The 15,788-nt window shown below is 57.5% G+C and carries 12 protein-coding genes; 4 read left to right on the top strand and 8 right to left on the bottom strand.

Annotated features, from left to right (window positions below; translation table 11 throughout):
- Positions 1–91: 91 nt before the first annotated feature.
- The 6 genes from RISK_RS20585 to lpxB all read right to left on the bottom strand — a co-directional run bounded on the left by RISK_RS20585 (position 92) and on the right by lpxB (position 6,742).
- Entirely contained in the window at positions 92–961 is an 870-nt protein-coding gene (locus RISK_RS20585; RefSeq protein WP_236696517.1) for an SIMPL domain-containing protein, read from the bottom strand.
- A gap of 368 nt (positions 962–1,329) precedes the next feature.
- Entirely contained in the window at positions 1,330–1,887 is a 558-nt protein-coding gene (locus RISK_RS20580) for a phosphatidylglycerophosphatase and protein-tyrosine phosphatase 1 family protein (protein WP_236696516.1), read from the bottom strand.
- Positions 1,884–3,308, bottom strand: coding sequence for a dihydrolipoyl dehydrogenase (lpdA, locus tag RISK_RS20575; RefSeq protein ID WP_047816209.1), 1,425 nt, complete (start codon positions 3,306–3,308; stop codon positions 1,884–1,886). The genes RISK_RS20580 and lpdA overlap by 4 nt, the downstream gene beginning before the upstream one ends.
- 170 nt (positions 3,309–3,478) lie before the next feature.
- On the bottom strand, positions 3,479–4,210 hold the full coding sequence (locus tag RISK_RS20570; protein ID WP_047816208.1) for a hypothetical protein: 732 nt from the start codon (positions 4,208–4,210) through the stop codon (positions 3,479–3,481).
- A gap of 427 nt (positions 4,211–4,637) precedes the next feature.
- Positions 4,638–5,438 (bottom strand): protein-tyrosine phosphatase family protein, encoded by an 801-nt coding sequence (locus RISK_RS20565; protein ID WP_047816207.1) that lies wholly within the window; start codon positions 5,436–5,438, stop codon positions 4,638–4,640.
- Between the two features lie 50 nt (positions 5,439–5,488).
- A complete protein-coding gene (lpxB, locus tag RISK_RS20560) occupies positions 5,489–6,742 on the bottom strand; it encodes a lipid-A-disaccharide synthase (protein WP_047816206.1) in 1,254 nt (417 codons plus the stop codon).
- Between the two features lie 280 nt (positions 6,743–7,022).
- Here lpxB and RISK_RS20555 point away from each other — a divergent pair, with 280 nt between their 5' ends.
- The 4 genes from RISK_RS20555 to RISK_RS20540 all read left to right on the top strand — a co-directional run bounded on the left by RISK_RS20555 (position 7,023) and on the right by RISK_RS20540 (position 12,504).
- Positions 7,023–8,930, top strand: a complete 1,908-nt coding sequence (locus tag RISK_RS20555; protein ID WP_047816304.1) for a sensor histidine kinase — start codon at positions 7,023–7,025, stop codon at positions 8,928–8,930.
- A gap of 10 nt (positions 8,931–8,940) precedes the next feature.
- Positions 8,941–10,290 (top strand): sigma-54-dependent transcriptional regulator, encoded by a 1,350-nt coding sequence (locus RISK_RS20550; RefSeq protein WP_047816303.1) that lies wholly within the window; start codon positions 8,941–8,943, stop codon positions 10,288–10,290.
- A 144-nt stretch (positions 10,291–10,434) separates the two neighbouring features.
- A complete protein-coding gene (locus RISK_RS20545; protein ID WP_047816205.1) occupies positions 10,435–11,874 on the top strand; it encodes a sulfatase-like hydrolase/transferase in 1,440 nt (479 codons plus the stop codon).
- Positions 11,875–12,057: 183 nt separating this feature from the next.
- The gene (locus RISK_RS20540) at positions 12,058–12,504 is read left to right on the top strand and encodes an EamA family transporter (RefSeq protein WP_047816204.1); all 447 of its coding nucleotides are present in this window, start codon (positions 12,058–12,060) and stop codon (positions 12,502–12,504) included.
- 279 nt (positions 12,505–12,783) lie between these two features.
- Here the strand turns inward: RISK_RS20540 and zwf are convergent, their stop codons facing one another.
- Positions 12,784–14,238 carry a glucose-6-phosphate dehydrogenase gene (gene zwf / locus RISK_RS20535; RefSeq protein ID WP_047816203.1) on the bottom strand — a complete coding sequence of 485 codons (1,455 nt, stop codon included), beginning with the start codon at positions 14,236–14,238 and terminating at the stop codon, positions 12,784–12,786.
- Positions 14,239–14,366: 128 nt separating this feature from the next.
- Positions 14,367–15,473, bottom strand: a complete 1,107-nt coding sequence (locus tag RISK_RS20530; RefSeq protein WP_047816202.1) for a DUF4261 domain-containing protein — start codon at positions 15,471–15,473, stop codon at positions 14,367–14,369.
- Positions 15,474–15,788 lie beyond the last annotated feature (315 nt).

Below are 15,788 nucleotides of genomic sequence, written 5' to 3'. Positions count from 1 at the left end.
ACGAAACTCTTGACGAGTTTCGCTACCCTTGGATTGAGCGATCAACGAAACGGTTGACGAGTTTCGTTGCCCTCGGATTGAGATGAACAGATCACTCGTTTTCGAACTCGGTGTCGCTGAGTTCGAAAACGACTTGCACCGATGCGGAGAGTGTCATCAGGCCAGCTTCGATGGAGTTGCCCGATGATTCGGTTCCAAACAACTGCATGCTGTTGCTGAATGGATCGGAGCCTCGGGAGGTTTCCTGAACGCTTAGCACGCGAGCGACCTTGGCATCGAGGGCCCCGGCCATGTCGTTGGCCTTTTCGCGAGCGGCAGCAATCGCTTTGATGCGAGCGGCGCGGCGATGTTGGACTTGATCAGAGTTCAGCCACTGGATCCCAGCGATGGAGTTGACTCCGCGTTCCAGGATTCCGGTGTAGACCGTTTCAAACTGCTTGATGTTTCGGACCATGATCGTCAGTTGGCGGCTGGCGGAAAATCCGATGGGTTGGTTCTGCTGCAACTCATCGCGAACACTCGGCTGGGGAGCTTCGGTTTGGGTCGCTCGTTGTGGTGTCGAGTCACCAAAAAGATCGCTGAGTCCTTGGGATGCCTGCATCGATGAACGTTGCTTCGAATACTGACCCTTTTGACCTTGTGGGTAGATCGGTGAAAGGACAATCGATTCTGTCCGAATGTCCTTGGCTTCGATCCCTTGGTCCTTCAGAAACTGCACGACTTGAGCGATCTGCTCAGAGGTCTTTTGGGCCGCGTCGGTGACCTTTTCTTCACGTGATTCAATCGCGAAACGAAGGGTGACACTGTCGGGGGCGACCTTGGAGTCAGCCGTTGCTTGCACAGTCAACTTCGACCGAGTGTCGACGCCATCGGCGGCGCAAGCAGATCCAGGGTACGACAGCACGGAGGCACTGATGACAGCAGCAAGCAGGCATGATTGGCAGGCAATGCGTTTCAACACGTTGGGCTCCATTGATTCGGGAAACAGAAGGAGCCCGTCATTCTATGGCGTGACAGAAGGAAGAGGGGCAAAACGGCACGGTATCGTCCGACGCGGTGTTCGGCAGGTCGCTGCAGAGTAGAACATTTGTCCCCAAATGTTTGCGTGTTTGGTTCGATGTCGTTGAGCAGCGTGACGCGAATGGTGGCTGTCGTCTGGGGTTCGCCCCGGATGGGGCCGGCGTGGGATCTTGGGGAGTCCCTCGCTCACGCGTCGGGTTGTGATGGGGGGCTTGGCCGACTCGGACGGGCAAGAGTGCCCATCCTACATGCGTTGAAACGTCGTTGAGAACTGAGTCGACAAGCCGTCACCATTGACGCTTTGGTTGCTCATTTGGCGGCGGTTTGAAGCTCGCGCGCGAACTGTTGCACGACCGGTCGTTGGGTCAGACGCGGGTTGATGTGCGGTCGTTTTTCCAAGAGCCACGCTTGGGCTTGGTCGGGTGTCATGCCTTTGTGAGCGATCAGCCAGCAGATCGCGATCGTGGCGCTGCGAGCCCGTCCGGCTTTGCAGTGGATGTAGACCGCTTTGCCGTTTTCAACATGACGCTGAATGAAGGCGACTCCGGTCGTGACGTCTTGCAGGCTGGGGTGAGTGAAGTCCGTGATCGGCAGGTGCAGTTGTTCGATGCCGTGCTTGGCATACTCCTCGACCGGGCCGCAGTATTCCTCGCAAGTGTTGACGACTCCGCCAACGTTGAGCTTTGCCAGTTCCGCGACATCGCGAGCGAATGGGCGAGCGCCGACAATCACCAAGGGATCGATCCAGTCGAACCAATTGCGAACCTTGAGGACCCGTCCGAGCAGCATGTTCCACCACAGCGTCGGGAGGAACACGACGCGGGCGTACAGGCGTCTCAGCCATCCGGATTGAGTGGGCCCACTCACGCCGTGTGGATCGCTCGGTCGTCGATGGCCATCGCGGCTTCGTGCACCGCTTCGGACAACGTCGGGTGAGCGTGGCAAGTGTGCACGATGTCTTCGCTGCTGGCACCAAATTCCATGGCCGCAGCGGCTTCGGCGATCATGTCACCGGCACGCGGGCCGATGATGTGCACGCCGAGGACTCGGTCTGTCGTGGCGTCCGCCAGGACTTTGACGCGGCCGTCAATGTCACCCAGCGTCCGGGCGCGTCCGTTGGCACCCAGAGGGCAAACACCCTTTTTGTAGTCGATGCCGGCTTCCTTGAGTTCTTCTTCGGTTTTGCCGACCATCGCGATTTCGGGATGAGTGAAGACGATCGCGGGGATGACTTCGTAGTTCATTTCCGAAGCGATCCCGGCCATCTGTTCGACGCAGACGACGCCTTCTTCCATCGCTTTGTGAGCCAGCATGGCGCCTCCGATGCAATCGCCGATGGCGTAGATGCCAGGAACGGAGGTTTCGAACTGATGGTTGACTTGGATGAAGCCACGCTCATCCAATTTCACGCCCGCGTTTTCGAGTCCCAGATTCTTGGTCGCGGGAGCACGCCCGGTCGCGAGCAGGACTCGGTCGCAGCGAATCGGATCGCCGTCTTTGATTTCAACGACACAGGGTTTCTTGTCGCCCGGGTTGGGATCCACTTTGGCGGAGGCGACAAAGGTTCCGGTGCGAATGTCCATGCCTTGTTTTTTGAAGCTGCGATGAGCCAAGGTGGCCATCTCTTTATCGAGCCCTGGCATGATTCGGTCAAAGGCTTCCAAGACAACGACGTGGCTGCCCAAGCGATTCCAAACGCTGCCGAGTTCCAGGCCGATGTAACCGCCGCCGATGACGACCAATTCTTCTGGGACTTCGGGGTAGGAGAGTGCAGCGGTGCTGTTGCCAACGAGATCGCCGTCTTCTTCCACGAACGGCAGCTGGGCAGGCACGCTGCCGGGGCAGAGCATGATTTGATCGGCCGAGACCAAGGTCGGTTGATCGTCGGCGGCCCCTTCGCTGGGCGTGATCTCGACGGTTTCTGCGTCGCGAAGGATGCCTCGGCCGTGGTAAGCGGTCACGCCACGGCGGTTGAAGAGCATGTCGATGCCACCGGTCAGCGACTCGACGATTTTCTCTTTGCGTTTCATCATCACGCTGAGGTCCAACTCCAGCTTGCCGACGTTCAGCCCATGGTCAGCAAATTTGTGTTGGGCTTCTTCGTACAAGTGGCTGGATTCCAGCAGTGCTTTGCTGGGGATGCAGCCGACTCGGACACAAGTCCCGCCGAAGCGAGGGTTGTCGTCGATGCAGGCAACGTCGATGCCCAGTTGAGCAGCGCGAATGGCAGCGACGTAACCGGCTGGGCCACCGCCCAAAATGACGAGTTCGTGACGAGCCGTTTTCATAGCAATTGAGTTGGAGTGCGGGTCGAGAATCGTGACAAATCAAGATGAATTGTCAGATACGCCAAGCAGTTTGTCGACCGGAGCGCCGTTGCTTTGCAGAGACAAAGGGCTGTCCGCGTCGGTCGGTCAGGAACCAGTTGGGCCAAGCATCAGGATCTTGCCCGTGAGGCTCACTGACTGGCGATTTTGCCGTCCATCGCAATGGTGTCCGCGAAATCGTACGGGTGGAAGACACGGCCGATGCGTTCGGCGAGCATCTGCAAGTACAGCTTGCGGAACTTGGATTCCGTGGTTTCGCTGGTGTACTGTCCCGCGGTCGCAGGGAACATGAATTCATCGATTTCTTTGCGGAAGACGACGGCTTCGGTTTCAACGTCCAGAACCGTCAACGTTACCGCTGCGGACCCGCGATACAACGTTGCTCCTTCGCGGAGCTTCATGCCGGTCAGTTCAATGGCCAGGACCTTGTCCGCTTCGACCCCCTTGCCGATGTCGAGGAAGTCCGAGTTTTCCCAGCCGTGTGTGTCGCGAAACTCTTGGATTTCGTCTTCGCGAACCAAGCGGATGTCTTTGATTTTGTTCAGCAGGATGTCACTGACTTTACGTGACAGGGTCCGAGCAGCGATGTCTTCGCTGTACTGGCTGCGATCGGTGAAGGTCACGACAGCAACCTTGGAATCCTTGAGCAGCTCACATTCCGCGGGCACTTGGTCCGCCCCGACGGCGTGCATCAGATTGGCCATCAGCCCCAAGCAACCGGTTTGGGTGGTCAGGAGCAATCCGGAAATCAGCAACGATGAAACGGTGCAAATGAGAGCGGTGGATCGAGCTGGCATAGTGAACGTCAAAGGGCAAGCGGCTAGGAAGACGACCTGATGCTTGGTCGTAGGCACTGCCGCCATTTCGACGCCACCCCAATCTGATCTGGTTCGTCAAATGCGTCCGGAATTCCGACTGGAGTGCTCGCTTTCCGACTGCTTCCCATGCGCGGCCCCCTCCCTTGCGTACGCCTGAACGGCGTCGCTCGACATCTGTCCCAAAGTTCGTTTCGGGGGAGGTGTGAAATGTGAAAATTCGCCGAAACGCAGCACCAAAAAACTGCCCGACCTCTTCACGGGCGGGGTTCTCGAGATGTGACGAGCTCGGCGTTTAGAAACCACACGACCTCGTTGCGGGCGAAACTCCCCAACATCGCCCCAGGTGGGGCTGTCGTGGGGATAGCGAAGTCGTTCTTTGCTGACGCGTCGGGGTTTCTTTTTCAATGGTCGACGGCTTGGGAGCCCATCGGACGGGGGCGTGAGGGCCTGGAAGGTTGCCAGGACGTGGTCGCTAAAGGATGGCCGGGGCGACGAGCAATTCGCGTTCGATTTGGAACAGCGTGACCTGCCAGTCAGCGGATTCGTCATCCTTGGTTGGGTGCCATTCCATTTCGATTTGGATCACGCCAGAGAACGATCCAGTGGGGTCGCGCCAGTACGTGTCAACCTTTTCGCGGCCGTACTTTTGGAACACGCGAGGGCGGCGATCAAGTTCCCATTGGATGTCCGGGCCGACCTTTTGAACGTCGGCGTAGGCGCCACCACGGAAGTTGTCGAGTTGCTCTTGGGCGGATTGGTCGAGCTCGTAGGCTGCGTCCAGCTTCATCGTGGAGACTTGGCGGTTGGGGGCTGACTTTTGCAGTTCCAGTGCCAGGGCTTCTTCGCCGTTCGCGGCCAATTCCAGGTATTCCTGGGCGAAGTAGACGGCTTGGTCGCCAAGGGTGCGGTATTTCAGATAGTGGACAAAGAAGCCGGTCGCCCCAAACAGGCAGGCCAGGACGAGACCGATTCTGGCAACCGTGGTTCCGACGGGTTTGGCGGCCCCAGAGTGCTTTCGCAACGCGAACAAGCAGAATGCGATCGCCAGGACGGGCAGCACCAGCATTGGTTTGCCAACGGCTGCGGTGAAACTGGCGATTGCGATGAAGAAGCCGATGAACGCACTGATGCGAACGGGAGCGACATCTTCGACGACAACCGCTTCGTAGCCTGCTTCCGCTCCCATTCTGGGAACATCTTTTTCGCGATTGGCGGCAGTCGCTTTGGCGGCACCGCCCAAAAACAACGACTTGGACGATTCAGGCTGGTTCATTTCGGCGTGGATACGAAAAGAGGACCGCGGGAAGAGATGGACCCGGGCTGTTACGCAGCTCGTCGCGTTTGGGTTTGCACTGCGTGAGAATTCTTTTCCGGTGCTTCGTCGGCGGCTTGGAACAGCTTGGATCGCAGGAGTTCAGCCGCTCGGGCGGACGCTCCCGGGCTCGCGTGTTTTTCCCGCAATTGCTGCAGGTCGCGTCGGGTTTTTGCGTAGTAGAAGCTGTCCTGCAGCATCGCTCGCATGGTTTCGGTCAAGAAATCGACCGCGGGGGCTGGGTCGCCCACCGAGATGAATTCGGGATACAGCTTTCGCCCGGCCATCAGGTTGGGGAGTGTGACGCTGTCGATCTTCAAGACGCGTTTGCCGACCGCATGCAGCACTCGCCCGACTCGGTAGATCACCGCCGCGGGTGTTTCGCGAGCCAGCAGTTCGAGGCTGACGCTGCCGCTGACCATCATCGCGCAGTGCGCTGCTTCGATGATTTCCGAGGTGCAGTCCACGTAAAAGTCAATCGGCAGGTCGGTGTCATTTTCGGTGAGTTGTTCACGGCACCAGAGGCATTGCTTGTCTCGGTAGGCAGCGACAGCGAATCGCACGTTCTCACCCGTTTCGCTCAATTCACGGTGCAGGCGACGGATGGTCTCGAGCTGGATCGGGAAATTCGAGCGGACTTCGTGATCGCGAGATCCTGGCAGGACAGCAACAATTCGCTCGCCTGATTGAGTTTGCTGGTGGAAGCGTCGCATCACCGCGGTGTCGAGTTGCTGTTCCTCGACGGCGTCGAAGAACGGATGCCCAACCAGGCTGACGGGAATGGCGTGCTGGTTGAAGAACGACTCTTCGACCGGCAGCACTGCGACGACATGATCGACCGTGCGTTTCATTTTGCGGACTCGCCATGCACCCCAGGCCCACAGTTGCGGCGGGCAATAGTAGTGGACGGGAATGCCGTGCTTCTTGGCTCGTTTAGCGATGTGCCAATTGAAGCCGGGGAAGTCGACCAGGACGACCGAGTCCACGGAACCGGACCGAAAGATGGCCTCGGCTTGGTCAGCAAACCGGAAGAATTCGCGGATTTTGGGCAGCACTTCCACAATTCCGACGACAGCGTGCCGGGTCAGGTCCAGGTCAACGCGACAACCGGCGGCCAGCATGGATGGGCCGCCGAAACCGCGGCAGATGATTCGTTCGTCGTTTTGGATCGCGAGCCCACCTGGATTCGTCAATTGGCGAATCAGTCGAGCGGCGTGTTGGTCGCCGCTCGGTTCTCCGACGGAAAAAAAGATGGTCTTGGTCACGTGTGACGGTCCCCGGCGATCGTGGAGCAAAGTTCAGGATGGGGGTATAGAAAATCGCCCTTCTGTAACGCAAGTTCGATCCGCTCTTGCCACTCCGCGACGCCGGCGATACGCTTCGAAATGTTGAACAGGATGTTTCACACCGTAGTGGTCAAGGATGCCGATTCGGATGCGAAAAAACAGACCTCATGAGGCGGGCAGTCTTGCTGCAACGCAACCGCCGGCGCCTCTCTTTGGCTCCGAAACGGATGAACGCTCTGCTGACGGGGCGACCATTCCGATGCCGCTCCACGAGTCGGCGTCGAGTGATTCCAACAATTCCCCGTCTGGCGAATCCCTGTTCACGGCCGGGGAGGCTCCCTCCCAGCAGAATCGCAGCGACGGGCAGGAATACTCCGCCGAAAAAGCTGCGGCAAAGTGGTCCAGCCGAAAGCGTCGCTTCCGCACTGACTCCGGAGTCTGGCGTTTGGCACCGCGAGGGAAGTTCCCCAAGCTGACATCGATTCAAGGCAAGCTGCTCACTGGAACACTGGTTTTGGTCGCTTTGGTGATCACGCTGGGCGGTGTGGGGATTCTGGGGCTGTATCAATATCGAAACTTGGCCGACGCGATCAGTTCGCGAGCGAAAGAGTTGCCGATGGCAACACAAATGGCCCAAGCCGCGGCGAAGGCTCGGGACAGCAACACGCGGCTGTGCCAGATGCGAGCCCAGGCGACGATGATCAATGCATTTGGAATGCCGCACTCCGATCTGCAGTTGGAGAACGAGACATTCCGGGAAACGATCAGCGAACTCGATCGCGCCCTCGAAACCTACGCGACGATGGTGAAGGTGAAGGTCGAGCAACCGCAGGATGTGGAAGCCGGTGCCACGTTGATCAATCCGGAAACGCAGCACGCGTCGTTGGGCACCGTTCGCGAAATTCTCAATGAGATTCGAGACAACCAGCACAATTTGGATTACCTGGTCATCGACCGGCAAACCAGCCGCAACAAGCTCGATGAACGACTGGAAAGCTTGGTTGGCGAAACTCGCGCTCACTTGGTTTTGATTCACAGCCAAATGGCGGCGTTCAGCGACCACGTGAAGAGCCGCTATCGACTCGGCATTGGCGTCGCTTGGATTGCCTTCGCTGCCGCGATGGTGATTGCCGGGGTGATGGTTTGGATCTTTCAGACCAGTGTGCTGGCACCGTTCAATAACTTGGTCATTGGGGCGCGCCTGGTCGCTCGCGGCCAGTTCGAGCATCGAATCGACCTGGGCACCGGGGACGAGCTGGGGGAACTTGCCGTGATATTGAATGAGATGACGGATCGCTTTCAAAATAGCTTGGCCCACATCGAAAAGATGTGCGATGAACTGGACCAAGAGGTCAAGGTTCGCTCACAAGAGGTGATTCGCAACGAGCAACTTGCTGGGGTCGGTTTCTTGGCCGCCGGTTTTGCGCATGAAATCAACAACCCGATGGCGGCGATCGCTTGGAGTGCCGAGGCGATTGAGTCACGCATGAATGACTTGATGATGCTGCCCGACGATGAGCGTTTGCTTGATGGCGAGATGACCGAAAACTGGCGTGAGAACTTGCAACGCATCGAAGGCGAAGCGTTCCGGTGCAAGTCGATCATCGAAAAGATGCTGTTGTTCAGTCGGATGGGACAAGTCGAGAAAACCGAATTTGACATCGTTCCCTTGGTCAACGACGTGATCGAAATGGTCGGGACGTTGGGCAAGTACAAATGCCAATCCGTCCGATTGTTCGGCGACGACTCGGCCACGGTGTACGCCAACGATCAGGAGATTCGCCAAGTCATTTTGAACTTGGTGACGAACGCCTTGGAAAGTGTTGATTGCGACGGCAGCGTCGACATCTTCATCAGCCAAGGTCTGAAAATGTCGAACGTTCGAGTCAAGGACACTGGGTGCGGGATGTCCGCCGAAGTCCAGGCTCACTTGTTTGAGCCGTTCTTCACCCGCCGTCGTGATGGCACCGGCACCGGATTGGGTCTCAGCATTTCGCACCGCATCGTTTGTCAGCACGGCGGTCAATTGGTCGCTCGCAGCGAAGGCGAGAACCATGGCAGCGAATTTGAATTGCGATTGCCTGTTGCCGCGATCACCGAAGAAGTCACCTCCCCCGCGTACGAAAGTTGGAAATTCCAAGATGCCCAGCAAACCCAAGCAGCCTAAGCCCGACGGCATGCACATTCTTTTCGCGGACGACGAGCCTCAATTGCAAAAGTTGATGGGCACGGAATTGCCGCGGATGGGATATCGCGTGACGGTGTGCCCGGACGGCGAAACCGCCGTTGAAGTGTTGTCCAAAGAACCGATCGATTGCTTGCTGGTCGACCTCGATATGCCGGGGATGAGCGGGATCGATGTGATTGCTCGCGCTCGCGAAATTCGACCTGAAATCGAAGCGGTTGTGATGACGGGCAAACCCAGCCAGGAGACCGCGATCGAAGCACTTCGCCACGGCACGTTTGACTATTTGATGAAGCCCTGTCGATTGGCGGATATCTCTGCTTTGATGGGCCGCGTCAGCGAACGCCGTGAGTGGAATCGATTGGTGGCCGCGCTGCGTCATCGGCTGCAGCGTGCCGAAGGTGATTCCAATTTGATTGGTGAAAATCAGTCGATGAATGCCGTCCGCAAGCTGATTGCGAAGGTCGCCCCCACTGAATCGACCGTTTTGATTCGTGGCGAGACCGGATGCGGCAAAGAATTGGTCGCTCGCGCGATCGCAGACGAAAGCCTTCGAAGTGAACAACCATTCGTTGCGATCAACTGCGGTGCGCTGCCAGAAACTTTGATTGAAAGCGAACTGTTTGGGCACGTCAAAGGTGCCTTCACGGGAGCGGACTCAGGACGGATGGGGTTGTTCGAAGTCGCCAGTGGCGGCACCCTGTTCTTGGATGAAGTTGGCGAGTTGCCTTTGGCGGTCCAAGCCAAGTTGCTTCGCGTGTTGGAAACGGGAGACATCCGCCGGCTCGGTGACAATCAGAGCATCAAGGTGGATGTCCGAGTGGTCTGCGCGACGCACCGTGATCTCGAAAAGATGGTCGGTGAGGGCTCTTTCCGCGAGGATTTGATGTTCCGCATCAACACGTTTGAGTTGCAGTTGCCGGCGCTCCGTGATCGCATTGACGATTTGCCGGCGTTGGCTGAGCACTTGCTGCGGCGGCACCGTGCCGATGGCGGCGACGGTCAGCTGTTCACCGAGGCTGCGATGGCTGAATTGCAGGCTCATCAATGGCCGGGCAATGTTCGAGAGCTGGCCAACGTGATTGAGCACGCTTCGGTGCTGTGCGACGCCTTGCCGATCGACGTGGAGCATTTGCCGCAACACTTTGCCCGACGTCAGCTTCGTGCCGACCTGGCTGATTCTGCTCCGATGACGATGCGCGAGATTGAGCAGCTGGCGATTGAGCGTTCGATGACTCGTCATAGCGGCAACAAAAAGGCAGTCGCGGAAGAGCTGGGCGTGTCACTGAAGACGCTCTACAACAAATTGAACGCGGCTTCCGAAGCCGCCGACGCAGCGTGACCTGAAGCCGGGGCGTTCTGACGGGCCTGGCGATTGCAAGTGAATTTGGTTGACACCGGCTGTTGAGGTTAAGATATTTGCGCTGCTGCAAAAATGGTTTTGCTGGCATCCTCACCGCAATCATCCCCTCGACGCCTGGTTTCCATGCATTTCGCTCTTAGAACCATTGCCATCGCCTGTTTGCTGTTCGCGTTTCAGCTGTTCCCGATTGGAATGGAGGCATCCGCCGATACACCACGTCCGAATGTTCTGATCGTCATGGCGGACGATTGCACGTACAACGACTTGCCAATGTACGGGGGCGAGAATGCGAAAACGCCTCACTTGGAAGAGCTCGCCAACCAGGGTCTGACGTTTGATCGAGCGTTCCTGGCTGAGGCGATTTGCCAGCCCTGTCGTGCGGAGCTGTACTCGGGGTTGTATCCGATGCGGAACGGTTGCAATTGGAACCACTCCGCTAGTCGCGGTGACATCGAGAGCATGCCGCAACATCTTTCGCGGCACGGGTATCGCGTGGGGTTGGCTGGCAAGGTTCATGTCTCACCTCGATCGGCGTTTCCGTTTGAGGTGGTGGATGGTTGCGACAAGAACTGCGTTCGCAATCCAACGCGACCGATGCAGCTTGACTCCATTCGTGAGTTCATGGATCGCGATGACGCTCAGCCGTTTTGCTTGGTCGTTGCCTTGGTTGAACCGCATGTGCCTTGGGTGATGGGTGACGCCAGTGCGTATCCGCCTGGAAAGCTGAAGTTGCCGCCCAACATTGGCGACACGCCGGAGACCCGGTCCGCGTTCGGTCGCTACTTGGCGGAGATCACTTACATGGATGGCCAGTTCGGGCAAATCATGAGTGAGCTGGATGCGGTTGGAAAAACGGATGAGACAATGGTGTTGTTCACCTCTGAACAAGGCTCGCAGTTCCCCGGCAACAAATGGACGAACTACAACACGGGCGTGCACACTGGGTTGATCGTGAAGTGGCCCGGCGTCGTCGCGGCAGGAACGAGGACGGATGCCCTGGTTCAGTACGCAGATGTGTTGCCGACGTTGATGGACATCGCAGGGGCGGAGCCTCGTCCGGAGGCGTTTGATGGATCCAGCTTCGCCGGTGTGCTTCGCGGTGAGAGCGATGCCCATCGCGAATATGCTTATGGGACTCACAACAATGTGCCGGAGGGGCCTCCCTATCCCATTCGGTCGATCACCGATGGTCGGTACCACTACATCCGCAATTTGCAGAACGAGAATCTGTACATCGAAAAGCACTTGATGGGTATCAAGGGCAAGGGCGAACTGAACAACAAGTACTGGCAGACGTGGGTGTACCAAAGCTTCGAACAGCCTGAGGTGTTGCGGCTGATTCAGCGATACCAGTTGCGCCCCGAACAAGAACTCTACGACCTAGCCAGCGACCCATACGAGATGAACAACTTGATCGAAGATTCCAGTTTGACAGGGGTCCGTCAAGAACTCAGCGAAGAGCTGGACCGATGGATGAAATCGCAAGGGGATCCAGGGAGCGAGCAAGACACGGTCGAAACTCATCGAGCGGCCAAGAATGGCGAACATCGATTTGGTATTTAGACGAAGTTGGTTTGATGCGGCCCGCGATGAATGGGGCGTCTTGTTGGAAGTCGGGCGTTTGTATGGGCCCGAGTGACTGTCGATTTGCTTTTGCCCGCCGAGTGCGGGGGCGAGCTTTTGACAGTTTGGGCCTGGGCCGTTCTGCTAAGCCGAAATGATCAAAGTTTCTTTCGGCGACCCCGCATGAATGTGTTTCAAAGTTTGGTGTCCAGTTGGCAGTTCTGGGCGGTGTTGTCGGCATTGGCTGCGGCGCTCACGGCGGTGTTTGCCAAATTGGGTGTGAAAGGCGTGCCGCCGGACGTGGCCACGTTTGTGCGGACCATTGTGATTTTGGTCTTTGTCTCCAGTCTGTTGTTTGTGAGCGGACAATTTTCAATCGTTCGCTCGTTGTCACGGCGGTCGGTTGGTTTTTTGGTCCTGTCGGGACTGGCAACGGGAGCGAGCTGGATTTGCTACTTTCGGGCACTTGATCTTGGCAAGGCCGGGCAGGTGGCGAGCATCGACAAGATGAGCGTGGTGTTGGTGGCGATCATCGCGTTTCTGTTTTTGAATGAGCGGTTGTCGATGTTGGCAACGCTCGGTGTGCTACTCATTTCGGCTGGCGCCATTTTGGTCGCGGTCGCTGATTGAGAGGCAGGTCGACTTGTTCATCTGATGGACCACTTCCTTGTGAGCTGACTGTCACTTTTCTACGAAGTGGTTGGTTGTTGGGCCTTTGCTTTCTCTGGGCAGTTGGGTTTGCCAATTCAACGAGTCAGATCTTCGCAAGCTGTTCTTGAGCCCACGATGCAGTTGGTCGCTCGACTCATTGGAGGTCCATCGCTCAAGCGGAGGGAATGGTTTCGAGTTGGCGCATTCCGATCCGAGTTCCGATCCGAGTTCCGATGCAATTCAATCCCGGGTGCCAGATCAGATGACGGGGCAGACGTCGAACCATTCGCGTTTCTGGTCGAACATCCACTGCGAGCATTCTTCGGGGCCCCACAGTCCGGTTGGGTAGCTGTGCAGCGGCGGGGAGGCCGGGCTTCGCCAGGCTTCGATAATCGGGTCGATGATGCTCCAGGCGAGTTCCACTTCGTCACCACGGGCAAACAGGCTGGCGTCACCCTGGACCGCGTCGAGTAGCAGTCGCTGGTACGCATCGGGCATCTCGTCGCCACCGATCGAATCTTGGAAATTGAACTCCAAGTGATTGGTGCGAGTTTTCATTCCTGCATCAGCGACCTTGGTTTCAAAGTGCAATTGAATGCCTTCGGCCGGTTGGACTTGGATGACCAAGCGGTTGCCCAGTTTGTTGTGGCGTTTGGATCCGCCGAACAATTGGTGAGGAACGTTTTTGAACTGGATGACGATCTGGGTGGTGCGGCATGACATGCCTTTGCCGCTGCGCAAGAAGAACGGCACACCCTGCCACCGCCAGTTGTCGCAATAGAGTTTCAAAGCGGCGAACGTCTCAGTCTGGCTGTCCGGTGGCACGCCTTCTTCTTGCAAGTAGCCATCGTATTGGCCGCGAACGGTTTGGGCCGCGAAATCGCCGCCGGTCATTTTGCGGACGCTATGAAGCACCTTGACCTTTTCGTCTCGAACCAAGGTCGCGTCGAATTTTGCCGGCGGTTCCATCGCCGTGATCATCATCAGTTGCAGGATATGGTTTTGGAACATGTCGCGGAGGATGCCGCTGTTGTCGTAATACCCTGCCCGGCGGCCAATGACGACTTCTTCGGCCACGGTGATCTGAACGTGATCGATGTAATTCCGATTCCAGAGTGGTTCAAAGATGCTGTTGGCGAACCGCAGTGCAAAGATGTTCTGAACCGTTTCCTTGCCCAGGTAGTGATCGATCCGATAGATCTGGTCTTCGCGAAAAACGTGGTGGATCGATTCGTTGAGGTTTTGAGCCGTTTTCAGATCGGTGCCGAATGGTTTTTCGATGATCACGCGTCGAGCGCCGTTCTCGTCGCGTGCCAATCCTGCGTCACCGAGTTGTTGGATGGCTTCTTCGTACAACTGCGGCATCGTCGACAGGTAATAAACACGACCGGTCGGTTTGCCTTCTTCGATTTCATCCAAGAACTTCGCGAGGGATTGGAACGAGTCCGCGTCTTTGATGTCGCCAGGCTGATAGTAGATGTTGGGCGCGAAGGAGTCCCATGCTTCAGCGCGGAATGATTTGCCGACGTACTTCTCCGTCGTTTCGCGAAGCGACTCACGCCACTGGGAATGTTCGTAGGGGCTTCGCGAGACGCCCACGATGCGAGTCGATTCCGGTAACCGTCCGCGAGAGAAGAGCCGGAAGAGCGCGGGGATCAGTTTGCGGCTGGTCAGGTCGCCACTGGCACCGAAGATGACAATTGTATTGGACATGGTCTGCGCTGCGGGTCAAAAAGGATCGCGGTCAAACGGAAATAGAATCGAGATGAGCGTTGGTTTGCCGGAACCGACGTTTGCCGCAGGGAGTTTTGCTGAGGAGGTGTCCAGCGCATTCCAAGGGGTCAATCGTCGTCGTCTGGTTTGTCAGGGTCGAACGGCTCGGAATCCAGGTACTCCGTGCCACTGGGATCGAACCCGCCGGAACCAAAATCATGATCGTCCAAGAAGGCTTCGTCGACGTCATCATCGAACGCCGAAAAGTCTTCGTCGATCGTCCCGGGGTCCAGCAGGTGTTCGGGGATCTCGCGACCGTCTTCTGGGATCCAGCGAATCGTGGGGCGAGGCGGATCGGAGAGCGATTGGTCACATTCCATCGCCAACCAAGTCTGGCCTCCAGGGCCGTCGGCCGTGTCACCCGTCGTCACTTCTTCGTCGCCCGCTAACAAATACAGCGAGGCGTGGCGGAGAAATCGCTCGACATCTTCGGCAACGTATTCCGACAGCGGGAACACGGCTTCCATGTCCGGCAGATCGAACTGGCCGTTGCCGACGGTGTCCATGATCGCAAATCGATTGTCATCAACGTACACCCGGACATTCGTCCACATGTCCAGCGGTGGCAGTTCCAGGTTCCAAGCGTGGTTGAGTCCTTGGCGAAGAACGTTTTCGTCACACAGGACTTCGCCGCCGGGATTGAAGTAGCAAATCGCGTCGGGCGACTCGAGCAGCGCGGCAACGGCTTTGGTCAAGAAATGCAATTCGTCGATGGCTTCGTAGTCATCGGGAACGAGAGGCAGATCATCATCGTCCTCCTCTTCGTCTTCTTCGGTGCCCAGCACGTAGCTGATCAACAACCGGATATGGCAGGTGTGCTCGGATTGGATGTCCGGCATGTCGTCCCAGTGCCGCGTTTGGTCGCAAGCTCGCGAGAGGCATCCGGGGAATGCGAGTGGTCCGAATTGGCCGAGTGACCAAGCGACGAATCGCTCCGGTGATTCATCTGGATCACCCATGTCATCGGGCCAGGGGATCGATGCCGGCGTGACCAGCAAGTGGCCGCCCACTTCCGGCCGGAATTCGTAGATCAGCGTTTCAGGGGAATCCTCATCCTCCAGCGATTCCTGGCGGCCGGCCAACTGGAACTGCTTCAGGCGTGATTGGATTTCGTCCAACTCGAGCGGACGGCGCAATAGCACGCACATGCCCTGGGTGAACAATCCTTTCGCCATCAATCCAAATCTCCGAATCCGGTGGGTTCCAAACCGCGGAGTTTACCCGCATTGCATCGGTCTCACGACCCCTGCATCCAGTGCCCGCGTGCAGATCCTCTCGGCGACAGTGGGGGCAGGTTTCGGATCAGCCCAGGCGTCGGGTGAAGCGATCCGCACGACTAGCTCCGTCGAGGTGTGCGCGCCTGGTGAGAATAGGGGCCGCCTGATTGGGGTCTCATGTCGCGAATGTGGTCGCATTCTGAGACCAGTGTGGCCATTTTGGTGGCGGCGATGCTCGGGGATCCGAATTTCTCGTTCAATTCTCAAAAAATC

The organism is Rhodopirellula islandica (assembly GCF_001027925.1).
GTDB classification, from domain to species: Bacteria; Planctomycetota; Planctomycetia; order Pirellulales; family Pirellulaceae; genus Rhodopirellula; species Rhodopirellula islandica.
This window is presented reverse-complemented; position numbering and strand designations above follow the sequence as displayed.

Excerpts from the sequence above, each read along its gene's own strand:
- lpdA (WP_047816209.1), bottom strand. The coding sequence starts at position 3,308 with ATGAAAACGGCTCGTCACGAACTCGTCATTTTGGGCGGTGGCCCAGCC.
- RISK_RS20570 (WP_047816208.1), bottom strand. The coding sequence starts at position 4,210 with ATGGCGGCAGTGCCTACGACCAAGCATCAGGTCGTCTTCCTAGCCGCT.
- RISK_RS20565 (WP_047816207.1), bottom strand. The coding sequence starts at position 5,438 with ATGAACCAGCCTGAATCGTCCAAGTCGTTGTTTTTGGGCGGTGCCGCC.
- RISK_RS20555 (WP_047816304.1), top strand. The coding sequence starts at position 7,023 with ATGCCGCTCCACGAGTCGGCGTCGAGTGATTCCAACAATTCCCCGTCT.
- RISK_RS20550 (WP_047816303.1), top strand. The coding sequence starts at position 8,941 with ATGCACATTCTTTTCGCGGACGACGAGCCTCAATTGCAAAAGTTGATG.
- RISK_RS20545 (WP_047816205.1), top strand. The coding sequence starts at position 10,435 with ATGCATTTCGCTCTTAGAACCATTGCCATCGCCTGTTTGCTGTTCGCG.
- RISK_RS20540 (WP_047816204.1), top strand. The coding sequence starts at position 12,058 with ATGAATGTGTTTCAAAGTTTGGTGTCCAGTTGGCAGTTCTGGGCGGTG.
- zwf (WP_047816203.1), bottom strand. The coding sequence starts at position 14,238 with ATGTCCAATACAATTGTCATCTTCGGTGCCAGTGGCGACCTGACCAGC.
- RISK_RS20530 (WP_047816202.1), bottom strand. The coding sequence starts at position 15,473 with ATGGCGAAAGGATTGTTCACCCAGGGCATGTGCGTGCTATTGCGCCGT.